Genomic DNA, 19,171 nt, shown 5'->3' with positions numbered 1-19,171 from the left:
GTCCGCCCACGCTCGGACGCACGCGTGGGCGGACCTGCTCGTGTCTCAGGCGACGGCGGAGAAGTGTGCCGGACGGGTGGCAGTCACGGATGACTCCGAACCGGACGGGGCCGTTCTCGGGTTCACGGGTGCTGGGCGCGAACGGTTCCCCGGTCGGGGCTCATCGTCGTGGTCGCCGACGGCGCGGTGCGGGGCCAGGTCCAGGCGCACCGCAGGACGAAGGCGAGAACGACCAGTTCCAGCGCGAAGCCGAGGCCGTAGAAGAACGTCCAGGACTCGCCCGCCAGGTTGAACGCCGCGAAGGGGATCTGTACCGAGGCCACGATGAGGTTCGTGCGGCGGTTCGCCTTGGCAGGCAGCGCCATCGACAGCACGACCATGAGGATCGGGATGGCCATGAGGGCCAGCGCGGTGGTCGAGAAGGTCTGGGAGATGTCGAACTCGAAGATCTTGCCAGCGAGGATCTCCGGGATGACGCCGGGGGTGTAGAAGTTGAGGATGTCCACGTAGACGTACAGGAACATGAAGCTCGTCCACGCGGCGGCGAGCTTGGCCCGCACCGGGATCCGCGGGTCGTCCAGAGTGGTGGGATGGGGTGTGCTCATCATGGGCTCCGTAGTCGTGGTGCGGATCGGTGGGTCAACGATCGCCGAGCCCGGCCGCGGGCACATCGACGTCGAGGTCGGACCGGCCTCGACCGTGGGGAGGACGGGCGTCTCGTTCTTTCGGTCGGTACCAGGCGCCCCGGCGGTCCCTAGGCTGGGTGCGTGATGACCAACGCCCTGAGGTCGCTGTGGGCCGAACCCCGCGCCACGAGCGCTCCCGAACGGGTGTCGCGCGACTGGGTGCTGGTCGGGGTGCTGGTGGTGGCGGCGCTGCTCGAGGGAGTCCTCCGGGACGACGTCGCCTGGCGGCCGTTCGCGACGATCGTGGCGGTCGGGATCGCGCCGGTCATGCTGTGGCGGCGCACCCACCCGTTGGCCTGTGTCGCGGTGGGTTTCGGCACCGCGTTGGCGCTGGGACTGGCGGACCTGCTGGGCGGGGTCCCGAGCCTGGGCCTCGACACGATGGTCTACGTCCTGGTGCTCGTCTACGCGCTGGTCCGCTGGGGCTCCGGGCGCGAGATCGTCTTCGGGCTGGCGGTGGTGGCGGTCGCCGCGGGGATCGGCATGGTCCCCGACCACGTCGGGCCCGCCGAGGTCTACGGCGGGTTCGCCGTCCTGGCCGCGGCGGCGGCGTGCGGGGCGGCGTCGCGCTACCGCGCCGAGAGCAGGCGCCGGGCGTCGGACCAGGTCCGCGGTCAGGAGCGGGTCGGCCTCGCGCGCGAGCTGCACGACATCGTCGCCCACCACGTCTCGGCGATCGCCGTGCAGGCGCAGGCGGGCCAGGCGATGGCCGGGCAGCGACCCGAGGCGGCGCTCGAGGCGCTGGCGGCCATCGAGGGGGAGGCGTCGCGGACGCTCGCGGAGATGCGGGCGATGGTCCGGGTGCTGCGCGACGGGGCACCCGCGGCGTTCGGCCCCCAGCCCGGCGTCGCCGACCTGGTGTCGCTCGCTCGCCGCGCCCCGGCCCCGGTCGTCGACGTAGAGTTGCCGGACGACCTGGACGAACTCCCACCCCAGGTCGACGCGGCGGTCTACCGGCTGGCGCAAGAGGCGCTGACCAACGCCCTGCGGCACGCCCGCGACGCCTCGCTGGTGCGGATCCGGGTCGTGGCGGCCGAGGGAAGGCTGCGACTGCGCGTGACCGACGACGGACAGATCACCCCAGGGCGGTCGGTGAACCACGGCTTCGGGCTGCTGGGGATGACCGAGCGCGTGCAGATGCTCGGCGGCACGCTGCGGGCCGGTCCCGCTCCCGGGGGCGGGTGGGCGGTCGACGCCGAACTGCCCGTGAAGGTGCGCCGATGACGGTCCGCGTGCTGGTGGCCGACGACCAGGACCTGGTGCGCACCGGCCTGTCGATGATCCTCGACGCGCGGCCCGACATCGAGGTCGTCGGCCAGGCCGCCGACGGCCACGCCGCCGTCGAGCTGGCGCACCGGCTCCGCCCCGACGTGTGCCTGGTCGACATCCAGATGCCCGGGCTCGACGGCATCGAGGTGACCAGGCTCCTCGCCGGTCGGGGCGTCCCCGACCCGATCGCGGTGGTGGTGATCACGACGTTCGACCTCGACGAGTACGTCCACGGCGCGCTGCGCGCGGGCGCCCGGGGCTTCCTCCTCAAGGACGCCGGTCAGGACCTGCTCGTCCAGGCCGTCCACGCCGCCGCCGCGGGCGACGCCCTCATCGCACCGAACATCACCCGCCGACTGCTCGCCACCCTCGCCGCCAGGGACCCGTCGACCCGACGGACCCAACCGATCGAGCCGCTCACCGAACGCGAGGAGCAGGTGCTGGCCCTGGTCGCCGGTGGCCGCACCAACGCCGAGATCGCCGCGGAGCTGTTCATCGGCCTGACCACCGCCAAGACCCACGTCGCCAGCCTGCTGACCAAGATCGGCGCCAGGAACCGGGTCGAGATCGCGATGTGGGCGTACGACACCGGCCGAGCAGGAACCTGACCCAACCCCGACGCCTGCCCGCACGTACTCCTCCCCAGTGCGCCCGGGGGTACCCCAGTGCGGTTGTCAGGAGGTCTAGGTGAGTGTCCACTATGGCCTCCATCACCGTCGCGATACCTCGACCCAGCCCGGACTCCCCGCGACCAGCACCACCGCGAGACAGAGGAATCGGCACCGTCGCGGTTGTCCGCGCCTGCACCGGCCTCTGCGGAGAAGCTCTATAGGTGGAGCAGGTGTAGTGGTCGAGCCAGGAGCCAAGACTGCCAACGGTGCTGGCGACCTGGTGCACCGCGGCGGACCACCCGCGGCGATGCTCCACAGTGGACGATCAGCGCTGGTCCGACCGGCGCCTGGGGCGCTCCGCGGTGGTCTCCGCGCTGGGGTTCACCAGGTTGAGCAGCATCATCGAGTCGTGGTCGACCGTGCCTACGGGGGCCTGGTAGATGACCAGGCGCTGGTGGTCGTTGGTGATGTCGAGGACCTCGTAGGTCAGGGCCATCCGGCCGACGTTGGGGTGGTTGAGCAGTTTGCGGCCGGTGGACAGGCTGCGGACGTCGTGCTGCTGCCAGAGGGCGCGGAACTCCTGGCTCTGCTCGCTGAGCTCGTCGACGAGGGTCTGCAGCGCGGGGGCGCCCGGCAGCAGGCCCTCCATCGCGTGCAGGTGCGCCACGGCGTTGTGGGCGATCGAGCCCCAGTCCTCGAACAGGGTCGGCGCCGTCGGGTGCAGGAAGATGTAGCGGACCGTGTTGCGGCGCGCGGGCGGCCACTCGTCCAGGCCCGCCAGCAGCGCCAGCCCGGCCGGGTTGGCGGCGAGCATGTCGTTCCACCGGTTCAGCACGTACGCCGGGGACGGGGTCACGGTGTCGAGCAGCCTGCGGACGGCGGGCCGCACGGCGCGCGGGGCGGGCGGCGTGGCCTGGGCGCGGTTGCCCGTGTGCGCGGCCAGCCGGAACAGGTGGTCGCGTTCCTCGCCCTCCAGCAGCAGGGTCGTGGCCAGCGACTCCAGCACCGCGATGCTCGGGTTGCGCTCGCGCCCCTGCTCCAGCCGCGTGTAGTAGTCCACGCTGACCCCGGCGGACGCGGCGACCTCCTCGCGCCGCAGGCCCTGCGTGCGGCGGACGGTGTGCCCGTTGGTCAACCCGATGTCGGCGGGCCGGACCTTCGCCCGGCGCGACCGCAGGAAGGTGCTGAGGTCCGTCTGCTGCGCCATGGACCCATGCTGCCACGGGCGCCCGGCCGCTGCCTGGGTGTGCGGCACCCAGGCAGCGCACTCCTAGTGACGGCGCACCCGGGTAGCCGACTCCCAGGGTGGATCGCGTCCTGCCGCCGCGCCGCGCGGGCCAGCAGGGTTGGCGGCATGAGCGAGACAGCACAACCCCCAGAGGCCGGGCGGACCAGGATCCTCGGAGGGGACCCGGTCGGCCTGTTCGGCCTCGGTTGCATGGGCATGAGCGAGTTCTACGGCGCGCACGACGACGCGCGGTCGACCGAGGTGCTGCACGCCGCCATCGACGCGGGCGTGACCCTGCTCGACACCGCCGACATGTACGGCGGCGGGCACAACGAGCGGCTCGTCGGCGCGGTCCTGCGCACCCGCAGCGCGTTCGTGGCCACCAAGTTCGGCATCCGCCGCGACGGTGAGCGCCGGTGGAACGACTCCAGCCCCGGCTACCTGCGCACCGCCTGCGACGCCAGCCTGGGCAGGCTCGGCGTCGACACCATCGACCTGTACTACGCGCACCGCCTCGACGGCACCACGCCGGTGGAGGACACCGTGGGCGCGCTCGCCGAGCTCGTCCAGGCGGGCAAGGTGCGCCACATCGGCTTGTCCGAGGTCGACGCCGCCACGCTGCGCCGCGCGCACGCCGTGCACCCCATCGCCGCGGTGCAGAGCGAGTTGTCGCTGTGGACCCGGGACGTGGTGACCGACGGTGTCCTCGCCGCCGCCCGTGAGCTGGGCACCGCGCTGGTCGCGTACTCCCCGCTGGGCCGCGGTTTCCTCACCGGCGCACTGCGCGACCGCGACGGCCTCGCCGAGGACGACTTCCGCTTCACCAACCCGCGCTTCACCGAGACCAACCTGGCCGCGAACCTGCCGTTGCTGGGCGCGATCGACCAGGTCGTCGAGCGCCACGGCGCGAGCCACGCGCAGATCGCCCTCGCCTGGGTGCTGGCGCAGGGCGTGGACGTCATCCCGATCCCGGGCACCCGCCGCCTCGACCACCTGCGGGAGAACCTGGCCGCCGCCGCGATCACCCTCACAGACGCCGAGGTGGCCGCGCTCGACGCCGCCTTCGCCCCCGACAAGGTGCACGGGCAGCGCTACCCGGCCGCCACCTTGCCGGTCACCGGCCCGGCAAGCACCGAGCAGGCCCGGGCATGAGCGAGCGCGAGCAGGTCGGCCGGGAGGTCATGCTGGGCCTGGGCATCGACCCGGACGCGGTGATCGCGTCGGTGGCCCCGCTCGACGACCGCTTCGGCACCACGATCGTCGAGTACGCCTTCGGCGACATCGTCAGCAGGCCCGGCCTCGACCTGCGCACCCGCCAGCTCGTCACCCTGGCGCTGCTGGCCGCGCAGGGCGGCTGCGGGCCGCAGCTGGACACGCACATCCCCGCCACGCTGCGGGCGGGCGCCACCCGCGCGGAGATCGTCGCGCTGTTCGTCCACCTCACCCCGTACGTCGGGATCCCCCGCTCGCTCAACGCGCTGTACCAGGCGAAGGAGCTGTTCGCGGCGGCCGACTCCCAGGAGGCAACACCATGACCGCCCAACCCGACACGACCCGCCCGCCCGCCGCGGTCGAGGACACCGACCCCCGCTCCTGGCCCGCGGTCTGGGTCCTGGGCCTCGGCACGTTCCTGTTCGTCACCACCGAACTGCTCCCCGTCGGCCTGCTGCCGTCCATCGGCGCGGGCGTGGGTGTGCCCGTCGGCATCGCCGGGCTCGTCGTGTCCGTCTACGGCGGTATCGCGGCGCTGACCGCGGCGCCGCTGACCTCGTGGGTGCGGCGGATGGACCGGCGCACGCTGCTGGTGTCGCTGCTGGGGCTGCTGGTCCTGGGCAACGTCATCTCCGCGGTCGCGCCGAACTACCTGGTGCTGATGCTCGGCCGGGTCGTGATCGCCTTCGCGCACGGCGTGTTCTGGTCCACCACACCGGCGGTCGGCACCCGCCTGGTCGAGCCGAGGAACGCGGTGCGCGCCCTGTCCGTGGTGCTGGGCGGGATCTCGGTCGCCTCGGTGGTCGGGGTGCCGTTGGGCACGGCCATCGGTCAGGCGACGAACTGGCGGGTCGCGTTCCTGGCGGCCGCCGGGGCCGGGTTGCTCGTCCTGGTGGCGGTGCTGGTCCTGCTGCCGTCCATGCAGGCCCGCAACAGCGGCGGTCTGGCCGCGATCCCGCAACTGCTGCGCAACGGCCCGTTCCTGGTGGCCATCGCGGTGGCGGCACTTACCATGATCGGCCACTACCTCGCCTACACCTACGTCACGCCCTACCTCGAGGACGTGGTGGGCATCTCGCCCGGCATGGTCAGCGTGCTGCTGCTGGTGTTCGGCGCGGCGGGCATCGCGGGCAACTTCCTCGGCGGTGGCGCCATCGCGAAGGGGCTGCGCCGGGCCCTGGTGAGCTCGGTGGCCCTGCTGGCCGCGTCGCTGCTGGTGATCTCGCTGACCGGTGGCTCCTCGACCATCGCGGCGGTCGTGCTGCTGGTGACCTGGGGCCTGTCGTACGCGGCGCTGCCGGTGTGCCTGCAGACCTGGGTGCTGCGGTCGGCGCCGGAGGCCACCGACGCGGCGTCCTCGGTCTACGTCGCGGTGTTCAACGCCTCGATCGCCCTCGGCGCGCTCGGCGGCGGTATCGCCGTGGAGTCCGCCGGAGTCGGTTCCGTCACGGCGGTCGGCGCGGTTCTCGTCGCCGCCGCGCTGATTGTCCTGCTGGTCTCCCGGAAAGCCCGGCACAACGAAGGCTGAGCCGAGGCGGCAACTGGCAGCATCCTGACGCACTTCACAACTCGTGTCACGAAGTACGTGTTACGTTCGAACTCGTAGGGGATGCGTTGGCGCGTCCCACGGGGAATTGTTCCAGCGTCGGACGGATCTGTTCCGGCGCGGGTATCGAAATCATCGACGAAAACGCACGTGATACCTGAGGGGGTATTTGTCATGTCCAGCGCGAGCAGCGGGATCGACTTAGCCAGCCGTGAGGACCAGGTCGGCGCCACGGTGGTCTGCCTGGTGGGGGACCGGTTCGCCGGGATGCGGGCGGTGCCGGGGGTGCACACCCTGAGCCAGCTCGTCGCCGACCTGCGCCGCGGCGAGCCGGTGCCGGAGGCGATCGTGGTCGGCCAGGGCGTCGGCGAGTACGAGCTCGACTACCTGCACAGCGTGCTCGCCAAGCGGGGCAACGCCAACGAGACCGTGGTGCTCGGCATCGACGGCGCGCCGGTGGCCAGGTCGCTGGTGCACAAGCACCGCGAGCAGAACGTGCTGCTCTCGGACCTGCGCCCGGTCGCGGCCGGGCACTGGGTGGCCGGGTTGGTGGTGCACGGGGAGAACGAGCTGCTGCTCGACCACCAGACCGGCCAGCACGTGCAGGGCATGGTCGTCACCGAGGCGATGCGGCAGATGTTCATCGCCGTGTTCGAGGCCGAGCACGGCGTGCGCCACCCCGAGCGGCACTACTACGTGGTGTGGAACTCGATCGACCTGACCTTCGAGTCGTTCCTGTTCCCGCTGCCCGCGCGGCTCACCTGCGAGATCGTCGAGTCCGCTGTGCAGGACCCGGAGCGGATGACATTCCGGGTGCGGATGGAACTGGCCCAGTCCGGCGCGGTGGCCGCGCACGCCGATATCCGTTTCGCCGCTTTCGAAGATCGCCGGATCAAGCGCTCGGAACTGCGCCGCGCGACGAGCGCGGTCGAATCACTGGTCGGTCGCACCACCGCGAAGGAGTGCTGAACCGATGAGAGTCGCCGCCTTCTTCGACATAGACGAAACGCTGATCACCGGCAAGAGCATGTTCGACTTCCTGCGATTCCACCTCGCCGACGACCGCAGCCCCCGGCTCGGTCAGGCCGAGCGGTTCGCCGCGTTCGAGCAGGCCGCGGCCGGGGGCGGGCTGCCCCGCGCCGAGGCCAACCGCGAGTACTACCGGATCTACCGCGGCGTGCCCGCCGACCTGGTGGACCTGCAGGGCCGGGAGTGGTTCGAGCAGCGCCGCCGCACACCGGGGTTCATCAACCCCCGGGTGGTCGGCGCGCTGGTCCGGCACCGGCTCGCGGGCCACCGGGTGGTGCTGGTGAGCGGGTCGTTCCCGGCCTGCCTGCGGCCGCTCGCCGACGCGCTCGGCGCGCACCACCTGCTGTGCACCCGGCCCGAGGTCGGCGCGGACGGCCTGCTCACCGGTGCGGTCGACCGGTCGGTGATCGGCGCGGTCAAGGCGGTCGCGATGCGCGAGGTGGCCGAGCGGTTCGACCTCTCGCTGCCGCTGAGCTTCGGCTACGGCGACCACGTCAGCGACCTGCCGCTGCTGCGCGAGGTCGGCCACCCGGTCGTGGTGGGTGCCGACCCGGAACTGGGCAGGCACGCCGAGAGCAACCGGTGGTTGCGGCTCGCGGGGGTGGCGGCGTGAGCCAGGACTGCTTCTGCGGGTGCGCGCTGGCGGAGGCGACCGACGGCCCCGCCGTGCACCAGACGCCCATGCCCACCTCGGGCATCGGCATCCTCGGCTGCGGCGCCTACCTGCCCGAGGAGGAGGTCGGCAACGACGTCGTCGCCGCCGAGGTCGGCGTGGAGACGTCGTGGATCGAGCGCAAGACCGGTATCCTGGCCCGGCGCCGGGCCGCGTCGTGGCAGGCGGCCTCGGACCTGGCGGTGCCCGCCGCCGAGGAGGCGCTCGAGCGGGCCGGGCTGGCCGCCACCGACCTGTCGGTGATCATCATCGCCACGTCCACACCGGACTCGCCGCAACCGGCCACGGCGTGCGTGGTGCAGGACAAGCTGGGCGCGGTCAACGCGGCCGCGTTCGACGTCAACGCCGTGTGCAGCGGTTTCGTGTACGCCCTGGAGACCGCGCGCAGGCTCGTCGCCGACGGCGGGCACGCGCTCGTGGTCGGGGTGGACGTGTACTCGCGGATCCTCGACCCCACCGACCGGCGCACCGCCGTGCTCTTCGGCGACGGCGCGGGCGCGGTGGTGGTCGGCCCGACCCGGCCCGGCCGCGGCATCGTCGCCTCGTCGCTGTCGAGCTACGGGCAGCACGCGGGCCTGATCGAGGTGGCCGGTGGCGGAAGCCGCGTCCCGCCGACCAAGGAGTCGCTGGCCGCGGGGGCGCACTACTTCACGATGAACGGCCGCGCCGTGCGCGAGTTCGTCGACCGCGAGGTCCCCGGCGCGGTGCGCGGGTTCCTCGCCAGCACCGGGTACGCCGACGACACCGTCGCGCACTTCGTCCCGCACCAGGCCAACGGCCACATGCTGGCCGACCTGGAGCGCACCCTGGCCTTCCCGACCGCCCGCACCCACGTCACCTTCGAGCGCTACGGCAACACCGGCGCCGCCTCGGTGCCCATCACGCTGGCCGCCGCCCAGCACGAGATCGCCGAGGGCGACCTGGTCCTGCTCACCGCCTTCGGCGGCGGCATGGCCATGGGCATGTCCCTCATCCGCTGGTGAACCCCCTCCGACGAAAGGAAAGTCCCATGGCCGCGACCACGCTGTTGGTCACCGAGGTCACCACCGCCGCCGACGCGCTCGACGCCGCCGCGAAGCAGTGGGCCGAGATCCGCCCCGAGGGCCACCTGTTCCGCTCGCTGGAGGGCTCGACGCTGCTGCGGCTCACCCCGCTCTCCGGGGTCGAGGCGCTGGCGGGCGAGACCGAGCTGTTCGAGCGCGAGTTCGCCGAGCTGGCCCCGTACGTCGCCGGTGACTTCCGCCGCCAGGTGTTGACCTTCGTCGAGGCCGCCAAGTCCACCGCGGACGCGGTGCCGCTGACCAGGTACGTGCAGCTGCGGCACATCGAGGTGCCGCCCGGCGTGTTCGCCGACTACCGGAAGTGGCGGGAGGGCACCATCTTCGACGTGGTGCGCCGCGCCGAGGAGGTCGAGGTGTTCCTGGCATACCACTCGCTGCTGAGCACCGAGCCCGGCGTCATGTTCGTCTCCGGCTTCGACACCACCCCCGAGCGGTACGGGGCCGTGTTCACCAGCGCCGAGTACCAGGAGATCGTCCGGCAGGCCGGGTCGGCCTACATCGCCGGTGGCGAGCGCGGGCTGTTCACCACCATCTACGAGCGTGTCACGGGCTGATGGTCGCCTTAACACCCACCACCCAGGGGCCGCTGTACCCGCCCAGCGAGATCATGAACGCCGACGGCGACTTCGTCGTGGTGGGACGGGTCAACCGGCCAGCACCCGACGGCGGCGTGGTCGCCCCGTGGGAGTCGGCCATCGTCAGCGCGAAGAGCCCGGTGCCCGAGTTCGGCGGGCACCTGCCGCACGACGTCCTGCGCGAGATCACCCCGGCCGACGACGACATGGTGCTGTACACGCTGCCCACCCCGCTGCCGTGCAACAACTACGACATGACCTTCGCGCCGGACCAGCCACCCGCGGCCCGGGTCCTGCCCAGCTACCCGCTGCACCAGGTGCCCATCCCGGACCTGCGCGCCGAGGACGGCCGCAAGGTCACCGAACCGATCACCCTCGGCCGCTGGCTGCGGGCCAAGGGCGAGGTGTCGGTGCGGGTCTGCCCGGACGGCCACCACGCCGACTTCGACTTCGAGTTCGCCGACCTCATCCCGAACAGCCTCTACACGGTGATGTCGCTGCGCGAACTCGACCTCGACCCGGTCGCCGGGCCGACCAGGCCGGGACCGCTCGGCATCCCCAACGTGTTCGTCACCGACCGCTGCGGCGCGGCCCGGTACTCGGCCACCCTGCCCGACCCGTTCCCGACCACCGACCGCCCGGGCCGCAACCGGATCATCAACGTCATCGTGCTGTGGATGAGCTACCAGCGCAGCTACGGCGGCGCCATCGGCCAGTACGGCCTGGGCGGCGACATCCACGCCCAGCTCAAGCTGACCGTCCCGTCCTTCCACGAGTACGCCACCACCCAGGAGCCCTGATGCCCATCCTGTCCGTCACCACCTGGCCGACCCCGGACGACAAGATCCGCGAACTCGTGGAAGCCCTCACCACCACCATGCACCGCGTCACCGGCGCCCCCCTGGACAAGATCACCGTCCACGTCCAGGAAATCGCCCCCGACCGCTGGGCCGAGGGCGGCGTCCTGGGCACCAACCCCGACTTCGCCACCCTCAGCCGCCGCCAGTAGAAGACTGTGGCCCCCGCCCCTTGTCCGGGGGGCGGGGGCCACTCCACTGTGCTCCCGCCCGCTGCCGACCAGCCGCGGCGTGAGCCCACCACGGGCAGGCGCTGGTGTTGTGCGACGCCACTGGTCAGACCGAGCAGTACAGGATGCCCTCGATGGCGGTCTTGTCCACACGGAACACACCATCCTGATCCGCCACCGCCTTGAGCGTCTCCCACGCCTCGACCTGTGTCGTACCGATCGTGGCGAACAGGTCCCCACCGCCGCCACCGCGCGGGGTGCTGCTCCCACTGGTCCGCCGCCAACACGCGCTCGGCAGCCGGTGGATCTTCTCGAAGATGTACTTCTCGAACGCGACCAGTGCGTCCGGCGTGGCCACGTTGGTGGCGAGGAAGAGTTCGACCCTCTCCCCGTCCTCGAAGAACCAGCGGTACCACTTGGTGGAGCAGCCTGTCCTCGGTCCACAGCTTGTGGTCGCTGATCCGGAACGCGTGCATGACCGACTTCACCAGCAGGTAGCCCGCGAGGTACCCGTCACTCGCGCCTGTGTCGAGCGGTTGCGCCAGCAGGTTCTCCTTGCGCCTGCGGACGTCGTCGCCGGTGCGGTGCCCGGCGAGCTCGGTCCACGGCATCCTCCGGTCCTGGGCGCCCAGGAACCGCGCGGCCCACTTCAACGGCGGCGGGTGGAACGGTCGGCTGGCGGGCGGCGAGACGTCGAACTCGGCGAACAGCGCCAACCCTTCGGCCAACGGGCGCAACAGTTCCATGGCCACCAGTGACCGCGACAGGTCGTCGGTGGCGCGCGCTTCCCACTTCGCCACCTCGACCGGGTCGGTGGCCTCGACGGCCAGCATCAGTTCGACCCGGGCGCGCATGTTGAGCAGGACGAGCGCCGTGTAGACGGGGGCGAGAAACACCAGTGGTGGGTCGACTCGTGCAGGAACGGTGGCAGGAACTCGATGGGCGGGACGTTGTCGTCGTCCAACAGCCTCGGCAACCGCTCGATGGAGAGCACGACGTGGTTGGCGGGCGCCTCGGTGAAGTCGCGCACCTCAGACCGTCCCGGCACCCGGGTCATCGGCGGGCAGCACTGGGGGAGTGAACGCCCGCAGTTGCCGCAGCACAGCGGCCTCCGGCGCCTCCTCGGCGGACGTGGTGATCTTGATGGTCTGGCGTTCCCAGCCGGACCCGTCGCGTTCGATCTCGACCTCCACGCTGGTACCCGACCGGCGTTTGAGCAGCCACGCCCCGAGCACCGTGACGTTCGCCGAGCCGAGGGTGACGATGATCGCCCAGGTCGCCGTGCTGGCCACCCGAGCGCGGTTGCTCCTGCTCGGCGGCGATGTCGGGGCACAGCCAGGCCCCGTCCGACGATACTGGCGGGCGCGGGCACCGGACGCGCTTTCAGGAACCCTTGTCGAACCGGTCGTTGATCAGTGGCGCGGTCTCGCCGTCCAGTCCGCCCGAGGGGTATCCCAGCGCGGTTGTCAGCAGGTCCAGGTGAGTGTCCACTGTGGCCTCCATCAACGTCGCGATGGCGTTGGTGGTGAACCGGGTCCGGCGCCACCCGATCAGCGCCGCGCACGCACCCGCGAGCGCCGCCGGGTACCACCACACCCCCAGCACCAGGTAAAGCAGCCCCCACCCGGTAAGGGTCACGGCGGCGCGGAATTGGGTCTCGACGAGCTGAACCGGTGCGCGCACCTGTTCCGGGAGCAGCAGCCACAACCGCGGCCACAGCAGTCCTAGCCGAACGCCGTGGTACTGCGCCGCGATCCGGACCTCCAGCAGCCGGAACCGGTCGCTGATCCACGTGGCCCGCTGCGGCAGGTACGCCGGAACCGGCTCCACGCCTGCCCGGCGGGCGGTGCGCGTGGCGGCGCGGACGCGGAGTGCGACAACCGGTCGCGCCAGCACCGCCGCGGGCCCGGACCACCGCGACGTCCACACGGTCTCGATCAACCGGCCCGTGCCCTGGGCGACGAAGGCGGCGGCAGCGGCACCGAGCACCAACCCGACTGCCGCCAACGCGACCGGCACCCGGGGGAACGCCGTGGTCAACTCGGTCACCACCCGCGCGAGGTCCCAGGCGTCGCGGTGCCCGAGCCGGACCGCGCACACGACCGCGGCCACGAACAGCGCGCCGGGCAACAGCAGCGCGCTCACCCACCGCTCGGCCAGTTTGCCGCCCAGCGCGGACAGGAACGGGTTCACCGGGGACGCATCGGTTCGTCGTCGAACAACGCGCACACCGGCGGGCGGCCCTCGTCGTCGCGGCGGTCCTGGCGGGAGCACAGCCGACGGGGGCAGCGGTAGTCGCCGCGACCGGTCATCGGGGGCCGCCCGCTGTGCGGATCCGGGTAGCCGCGCGTCACCCCGGCGTCCCCGGGACCCCGGATCGGCGTTGGCTGGCCACCGGCGTCCACGAGGCCGAACTTCACGCAGGCGTCGAGAGCCCGCCCGTGCTCGCGCACCCGGGCCACCGTGCGTTCGAGTCGGTCGGTCCACCGGCCCGCCGCGGCCTGGGCCCGCAGGTCGGGCAGCCGGGCGCACCACAGCACGAGGGCCGCGGCCTCGTCGAGCCCCTCGAAGTCTCCCAAAGCCACCCTCCGCTCACGTCATCGCTCGTACGGTAACGAGTGCGGTGCCCCGACCGACAGCGTGGTGAGAGGGAGGTCGTCATCTCCAGCGGTGTCGTCGAGCGGGTCGACCGGTGGCAGACCGCGGGCGACCGGGACGCGGTCCTGGGCGCGGGTGCTCTCGTCGACGCCGCCCGGCTCGTCCTGCCGACGGCCGCGGCCGAGCCGCCGCCCCTGGTGGTGCTCGAACTGACCTGGTTGCACTGGTCGCGGTACCAAGCCCTCCCGGAGCCCGACGACCGGGCCGAACTGGAGATCTGCCTGGCCCTCGCGGGCGCCGTGGTCGCGGACGCGCCGGAGCGGCTCCCGGCCCCGGTCCGCGAGTGGTACGCCACGACCGGCACGGCACGGCTGGTGGACTCGGTCAGCGGGTACTACGCCGCGGTCCTGTGCGAGGTGGCGCTGGCCGCCAGGGACGTCGACCTGGTCGACCACGCCGTCCAGGTGGCCCGAGCAGGCGGCGTCGACCGGGTCGAGCACGCCAACAACGTCGCCCTGCTGCTGTGGGAGAGGTTCACCCTCGCCGCGGACCCGGCAGACCTCGACCAGATCATCGACGTCGCCGAGGCAACCCTGCGCGGGGGTGGCGACCACCCCCTGCACCGGCAGATCCACCTCAACCTGGGCCGCGCCCACACCTCCCGCGCCGAACTCTCCGACGACCCGCGTCCCGGTCTCGCCACCGCCCTACCGCACCTGCGTGCCGCCCTGGCCTCGGTCGCCCCCGGAGCCGTCGAACGAGCCGACTACCTGTGCGCCCTCGCCTACGCGCTCCTCGCCGGTGTCACGCTCGGCTCCACCGACGCCGACCTCGACGAGTGCGAGCGGTCCGCCAGGGAGGCGTTGGACGCGGCACCGGACGAGGTGACCGTCCTGCGCTCGACGCTCATCCTCTGCGACCTCCTGCACTGGCGATCGGTGCTGCACGACGACATGGCGGACACCGACGAGGCGATCCGGCTGGCCAGGGCCGCGCTGCCCGTGGTCGAGCACGACCCGCACGCCGCCGAGCTCGTGCGCGGGGCGCTGGCGATCGCGCTGACCTCACGGGCTTCCCGCTCGGGCGGCGACCGGGCGGATGCCGACCTGCTCGCCGAGATCCGCGAGCTGGGCGTCGAGGAGGACCTGTGGGACGACGTCGCGGCCGACGAGTGGCGGGTGCTGGTCCGGACCCGGGCCGAGGCGGTGCGCCGGGCGCGGGAGGTGCCGCGGGACACGGTCCGGCTCGGCGTCGCGCTGTACGAACTGGCCGTCGCGTCGGGAGATCTCGAGCCGCTGACCGAGGCCGCGCGGGTGCTCCGCTCGGCTGCGGCCGGGGACGACCCGTCGGCGGCACGCGAACACCTCGCCCGGGTCTGCGTCACCGCGTACGAGGTCGATGAGTCCGACGCCAGGCTCGACGACGCAATAGCCGCTGTGCGCGCCGCGGTCCCGGTCTTGCACGACGATCAGATCCGACTCCAGTTCCTCTGGAGGCTGGGACTGCTGCTCGGGCAGCGCTTCACGAGGACCGCGAAACCCGGCGACGTCGACGAACAGGTGGCGGTGCTGCGTGCGGCCGTCCCGTTGGCCGGTGCTCCGGGGCCGAGGGCCATGGCCCTGTCCGGTCTGGCGGAGGCGCTGCGCGCCAAGGCGATCGAGACGCAGACCGCGGACAGCGTCAACGACTGTGTCGAAGCGGCCGTTCAGGCGGTGGAGGCCACACCGCCGGGCGACGAGTTCTTGGCGCCCCGGCAGGGCATCGCCGGGCGGGCCTTGTCCGACCGCTTCGGGATCAGCGCGGATCCGGCGGACGCGGCCCGGGCCACCCGGATGCTGCGCGCGGCCGCGAGCGGCGTCCCGGAGGGGCACCCGCACCGCCACGCGGTGCTGGTGGACCTCGCCACAGCGCTGTTCGACGAGAGCCAGGCGGCGGGCACCGGGGCGCCGGACGAGTCGATCGAGCTCTGCCGAGCGGTGCTCTCGGCGGGTGCGGACGGCGACTGGCGGGCCGCGCTGGTGCTGGCGGACGTCCTCGTCCACCGGTTCGGGCGGAGCGGGGTCGAGCGCGACCTCGACGACGCCGTCACCGCGTTGCGGGCCGCGGCCGCCCTGTTCGGTGCCGACGAGCGCGTCGCCGTGGTCGCCAAGACGGTCCGCGTGCTCGCCCGCTACGAGTCCCTGGACCGGGTGACCGAGGCCGTGGACCTTGGACAGTCCACTGTGGACTTGGTATTGCCGGAGCACCGCAGGCGGCCGGAGCTCGCCGCCGCCATCGCCTTCGCGCTGGCCAAGCGGCACGACCTGACCGGCGACCGCGCCGACCTGGACTCCGCCATCGACCAGGCGCGGTGGGCGGTCGACCGGTGCCCGCCGCACCTGCCCAGCAGGACCAAGCACATCCGCCTGCTGACCATGCTGCTGCGCTCCAGGTCGACGGCGACCGGTGACCTGTCCGATGTGGACGAGATCATCACGGTGGCGCGGTCGGCGACCGTCGCCCCCGGGCACCCGGTGGCCGCGGCCCTCGGTTCGGCCCTGGCGGCCCGCACCCCGTCGCGCGCCGACGCCTACCTGGCCGAGGCGATCGACCTGCTCACCGCGGGTGTCGAGCGCGTACCGGCCGGGCACCCGGACCGGTACGCGCTCGTGCTCGACCTGGCCTCCGCGCTCTCGCGTGGCGTCCTCGAGACCGGTGACCTGGATCGGCTCACCCGCGGCGTCGGCGTGGTGACCCGGGCGTTCGGCGAACTGCCCGCGGTCGACGGCACGGCCCTGGCCGTGCTCGGCAGCCTCCTGTTCACGTGGTACCAGCGCACGAGCGACCTGGGGGGCCTCTCCGACGGGCTGACCGCCCTGCGCGCCGCCACGGGACACGACCTGCCCGAGGCCGCCGGGGCGCTGGTCCGCGCCACCCTCGCGTCGGCGCTGCTGGCCCGCCACCAGCGCCTCGGCGACAGCGCGGACCTGACCGAGGCCGTGACCCACGCACGCTCGGCCGTCCACACCGCGCGGGAGCCCGACAGCCTGGCCATCCTCGCCAACTGCCTGACCACCACCAGCCAGCGCCACGGCGATCCCGACTCCCTGGAGGAGGCCATGCGGTGCGCGAGGCTGGCCCTGGTACTCCCCGCGAAGGTGCCGATGGCTCGGAGCACGCACCTGGAGTCGCTGGCGATGGCGCTGATGGTCAGGTTCACCCGCACCGCCTCGCGCCACGACCTGAACGAGGCCGTCGAGACCTTCCGCGCGGCCGCGGCGGTGATCCCCGACGGTTTCGTGGCGAGGTCGGCCCTCGTCATGGCCCTCTCCAGCGCCCTGACCGTGCGCGCTGACCTGCACGGCGCGTCGGCCGACGTCGACGAGGCCATCGCCACCGCCCGGCTGGCCGTCGAGTCGGCCGCCACCGGCACGGTGCAGCGGAGATCGGCGCTGGAGAACCTCAGCAACGCGCTGCTGTTCCGCCGCGACCGGGCGCGCCCCGGTGAGATCGCCGAGGCGGTCGACGTGGCGGAGCGGGGGCTGGCGGAGTGCCCGGTGGACCACCCGGACCGCTTCCGGCACCTGGCCAACCTCGCGCGAGCGACCCGCGCGCGGGCCGAACACCACACCGGGACCGGGGTGGTCGACTTCGACCGGGCCATCGCGTTGCACCACGAGACCGCCGGTGCCATGGGCGATGACCACCCCCTCGCGCCGGTGTTCTGGCTCGACCTCGCGAACGCCCTGCAGGGTCGCTACGCCCGGTCCGGTGATGACCAGGACGCCGTGGCGGCGGCGTCCTGGGCCGCCCGAGCAGCCGAGGCGCTGCCGCCGGAGAGCCCCGACAGCGCCGCCGCATACCTGCTGCTGGGCAACGTCCTGCGGATCAGGAGCAGGCGCCACGGCACCGCGCGGGACTTCGCCACCGCCGTCGACGCCCTGCGCTCAGCCGCCGAGACCCGATCCGGGACGGTCGCCATCCGCTTGGCGGCCGCCTGGTCCTGGGCGATGTTGGCGGCCGACCGGGAGGACTGGGACACGGCGCTGGAGGGCTTCACCACGGCGGTGGCCCTGCTGTCGCGGGTGGTGTCGCCCGGCGTCGACCACCGCGGTGGCGAGCGCAGGCTCACCAGGTGGGACGGTCTTGTCGCGGGCGCGGCGGCGGTCGCGCTGTGGGCGGGAGACCCGGGGCGGGCGGTGGAACTGCTCGAACAGGGCCGCTCGGTGCTCTGGTCGCGCGAACTGCGCACCCGCGACGAGTTCACCGACCTGCGGGACCGGGACCCCGGGCTGCACTCCCGCCTGCGTGAGGTGGCGACCGCGCTGGCCATGGCGGAGGCGGATCCCGCGACGCCGGTGCCGGGCATCCCGAACGTGGCCGACGGCCGCATCCGGCTCGCCGAGGAGTGGGACCGCTTGGTGGCCGAGGCCCGTGCGCTGCCCGGGATGGCGGGGTTCCTGCACACCCCGTCCCTGGCGGAGATCCGCGCGGGCCTGCCTGCGGGACCGGTCGTGCTGATCACCCTCGACGCGACCCGCTGCGACGCGCTCATCGTGTCGCGCGACCACGACGTCGACCACGTGCCCTTGCCCGACCTGACCCGCTCGGAGGCGAAGGCGCAGACCAGGGCGTACCTCGCGGCGCTCGAGTCCCGGTCCCCTGGCGCGGTGCAGACCGTGCACGCGACCCTGGAGTGGTTGTGGGACAGGGTGGCCGAGCCGGTACTGGCACGTCTCGGTGCCGACGGCAACGGTCCACTGCCCCGGGTGTGGTGGTGCCCGACCGGCCCCCTCGCCATGCTGCCGCTGCACGCCGCCGGCTACCACGACCCCGACGACACCCCAGCGGGCCGAACCGTGCTGGACCGCGTCGTCTCCTCCTACACCCCGACCCTGCGGGCACTGGCCAGAGCCGTGAGCGCTCCGTCCCATGTGGACGACCCGCGGCTCCTGGTGGTCAGCATGCCGGAAAGCCCGCCCGGGGTCCCCACCCTCAGCCCACTACCCGGAGCGCGTGCGGAAGCCGAGTTCCTCACCAGAACCCTGCCCCACACCTACCGCACCGCCGCGACCGCCACCCGATCCGCGGTCCTGGCCGACCTGCGCACCCACCCCCACGCCCACTTCGCCTGCCACGGCGGCCACAACCCCGAACACCCCTCCACCGCCGCCCTCTACCTCCACGACGGCCCCCTCACCGTCCTGGACATCGCCGCCCAGGACCTGACCCACGCCCAACTGGCCTACCTCTCCGCCTGCCACACCGCCACCGCCGCCACCACCCTCCCCGACGAATCCATCCACCTAGCCGCCGCCCTCCAACTAGCCGGCTACCGCCACGTCGTCGCCACCCTCTGGACCATCCCCGACACCACAGCCACCCACCTCGCGACGACCGTGTACTCAGCCCTGACCACCAACAACACCCTCGACCTGACCGACACCGCCCGCACCCTCCACCACGCCACCCGCACCCTGAGGGACGCCACACCCCTGGACCCGGCCCACTGGGTCCCGTTCATCCACATAGGACCGTAGCCGCTCGGCCGCCGGGGCAGTACTTTGCGTGAGTCGGCCCAGAGGGCGAAGGCGGCGGCCAGGAACTCGGCACGTTCGGGTGAGACCGGCACTGTCCGCGACGCTTCGAGCGTGGCCGTGGTGCGTGCGCACCACCG

Annotated in this window: 19 protein-coding genes; 12 read left to right on the top strand and 7 right to left on the bottom strand. The window is 72.7% G+C overall.

The annotated features are described in order from the left end of the window. Window positions 1–122: 122 nt before the first annotated feature. Complete coding sequence (locus CLV68_RS15940) at window positions 123–605, bottom strand: DUF6326 family protein (RefSeq protein WP_121391488.1); 483 nt, start codon at window positions 603–605, stop codon at window positions 123–125. A 165-nt stretch (window positions 606–770) separates the two neighbouring features. Between CLV68_RS15940 and CLV68_RS15935 the strand changes: the two genes are divergently transcribed. Continuing rightward, a complete protein-coding gene (locus CLV68_RS15935; protein ID WP_425454852.1) occupies window positions 771–1,910 on the top strand; it encodes a sensor histidine kinase in 1,140 nt (379 codons plus the stop codon). Continuing rightward, entirely contained in the window at window positions 1,907–2,563 is a 657-nt protein-coding gene (locus CLV68_RS15930; protein WP_121391484.1) for a response regulator, read from the top strand. The genes CLV68_RS15935 and CLV68_RS15930 overlap by 4 nt, the downstream gene beginning before the upstream one ends. 328 nt (window positions 2,564–2,891) lie before the next feature. Here CLV68_RS15930 and CLV68_RS15925 read toward each other — a convergent pair whose 3' ends face one another. Then, window positions 2,892–3,773, bottom strand: coding sequence for a helix-turn-helix transcriptional regulator (locus CLV68_RS15925; protein ID WP_121391482.1), 882 nt, complete (start codon window positions 3,771–3,773; stop codon window positions 2,892–2,894). 147 nt (window positions 3,774–3,920) lie between these two features. Here CLV68_RS15925 and CLV68_RS15920 point away from each other — a divergent pair, with 147 nt between their 5' ends. The 9 genes from CLV68_RS15920 to CLV68_RS15880 all read left to right on the top strand — a co-directional run bounded on the left by CLV68_RS15920 (window position 3,921) and on the right by CLV68_RS15880 (window position 10,899). Beyond that, the gene (locus CLV68_RS15920; protein WP_121391480.1) at window positions 3,921–4,946 is read left to right on the top strand and encodes an aldo/keto reductase; all 1,026 of its coding nucleotides are present in this window, start codon (window positions 3,921–3,923) and stop codon (window positions 4,944–4,946) included. After that, window positions 4,943–5,329 carry a carboxymuconolactone decarboxylase family protein gene (locus CLV68_RS15915; RefSeq protein ID WP_121391478.1) on the top strand — a complete coding sequence of 129 codons (387 nt, stop codon included), beginning with the start codon at window positions 4,943–4,945 and terminating at the stop codon, window positions 5,327–5,329. Before CLV68_RS15920 ends, CLV68_RS15915 begins: the two co-directional genes overlap by 4 nt. After that, window positions 5,326–6,534 carry an MFS transporter gene (locus tag CLV68_RS15910; protein WP_121391476.1) on the top strand — a complete coding sequence of 403 codons (1,209 nt, stop codon included), beginning with the start codon at window positions 5,326–5,328 and terminating at the stop codon, window positions 6,532–6,534. The genes CLV68_RS15915 and CLV68_RS15910 overlap by 4 nt, the downstream gene beginning before the upstream one ends. Before the next feature lie 192 nt (window positions 6,535–6,726). Then, window positions 6,727–7,521 carry an AfsA-related hotdog domain-containing protein gene (locus CLV68_RS15905; protein ID WP_170224392.1) on the top strand — a complete coding sequence of 265 codons (795 nt, stop codon included), beginning with the start codon at window positions 6,727–6,729 and terminating at the stop codon, window positions 7,519–7,521. Between the two features lie 4 nt (window positions 7,522–7,525). Continuing rightward, window positions 7,526–8,194, top strand: a complete 669-nt coding sequence (locus tag CLV68_RS15900) for an HAD family hydrolase (protein ID WP_121391473.1) — start codon at window positions 7,526–7,528, stop codon at window positions 8,192–8,194. Further along, window positions 8,191–9,237 (top strand): 3-oxoacyl-ACP synthase III family protein, encoded by a 1,047-nt coding sequence (locus tag CLV68_RS15895; protein WP_246009899.1) that lies wholly within the window; start codon window positions 8,191–8,193, stop codon window positions 9,235–9,237. The genes CLV68_RS15900 and CLV68_RS15895 overlap by 4 nt, the downstream gene beginning before the upstream one ends. 26 nt (window positions 9,238–9,263) lie before the next feature. Then, window positions 9,264–9,869 carry a hypothetical protein gene (locus CLV68_RS15890; RefSeq protein WP_121391471.1) on the top strand — a complete coding sequence of 202 codons (606 nt, stop codon included), beginning with the start codon at window positions 9,264–9,266 and terminating at the stop codon, window positions 9,867–9,869. Continuing rightward, complete coding sequence (locus tag CLV68_RS15885; protein WP_121391469.1) at window positions 9,869–10,690, top strand: hypothetical protein; 822 nt, start codon at window positions 9,869–9,871, stop codon at window positions 10,688–10,690. Before CLV68_RS15890 ends, CLV68_RS15885 begins: the two co-directional genes overlap by 1 nt. After that, the gene (locus CLV68_RS15880; protein WP_121391467.1) at window positions 10,690–10,899 is read left to right on the top strand and encodes a tautomerase family protein; all 210 of its coding nucleotides are present in this window, start codon (window positions 10,690–10,692) and stop codon (window positions 10,897–10,899) included. Before CLV68_RS15885 ends, CLV68_RS15880 begins: the two co-directional genes overlap by 1 nt. Before the next feature lie 124 nt (window positions 10,900–11,023). On the opposite strand, the gene CLV68_RS15875 is transcribed toward CLV68_RS15880, so the two are convergent. The 5 genes from CLV68_RS15875 to CLV68_RS15855 form a co-directional block, all read right to left on the bottom strand. Further along, a complete protein-coding gene (locus CLV68_RS15875) occupies window positions 11,024–11,275 on the bottom strand; it encodes a hypothetical protein (protein ID WP_121391466.1) in 252 nt (83 codons plus the stop codon). Between the two features lie 474 nt (window positions 11,276–11,749). Continuing rightward, complete coding sequence (locus tag CLV68_RS33380; protein ID WP_147460014.1) at window positions 11,750–11,965, bottom strand: hypothetical protein; 216 nt, start codon at window positions 11,963–11,965, stop codon at window positions 11,750–11,752. Further along, a complete protein-coding gene (locus CLV68_RS15865; protein ID WP_121391462.1) occupies window positions 11,949–12,209 on the bottom strand; it encodes a hypothetical protein in 261 nt (86 codons plus the stop codon). Before CLV68_RS15865 ends, CLV68_RS33380 begins: the two co-directional genes overlap by 17 nt. A gap of 91 nt (window positions 12,210–12,300) precedes the next feature. Continuing rightward, window positions 12,301–13,110, bottom strand: coding sequence for a hypothetical protein (locus tag CLV68_RS15860; RefSeq protein ID WP_121391460.1), 810 nt, complete (start codon window positions 13,108–13,110; stop codon window positions 12,301–12,303). Next, window positions 13,107–13,496, bottom strand: coding sequence for a hypothetical protein (locus CLV68_RS15855; protein ID WP_121391459.1), 390 nt, complete (start codon window positions 13,494–13,496; stop codon window positions 13,107–13,109). The genes CLV68_RS15860 and CLV68_RS15855 overlap by 4 nt, the downstream gene beginning before the upstream one ends. A gap of 39 nt (window positions 13,497–13,535) precedes the next feature. Here CLV68_RS15855 and CLV68_RS35660 point away from each other — a divergent pair, with 39 nt between their 5' ends. Continuing rightward, a complete protein-coding gene (locus tag CLV68_RS35660; protein ID WP_121391457.1) occupies window positions 13,536–19,034 on the top strand; it encodes a CHAT domain-containing protein in 5,499 nt (1,832 codons plus the stop codon). Window positions 19,035–19,171 lie beyond the last annotated feature (137 nt).

Source organism: Actinokineospora cianjurensis (genome assembly GCF_003663795.1).
GTDB classification, from domain to species: domain Bacteria; phylum Actinomycetota; class Actinomycetes; order Mycobacteriales; family Pseudonocardiaceae; genus Actinokineospora; species Actinokineospora terrae.
Note: the sequence above shows the minus strand (reverse complement) of the source record. Positions and strands in the feature narration are given on the sequence as shown.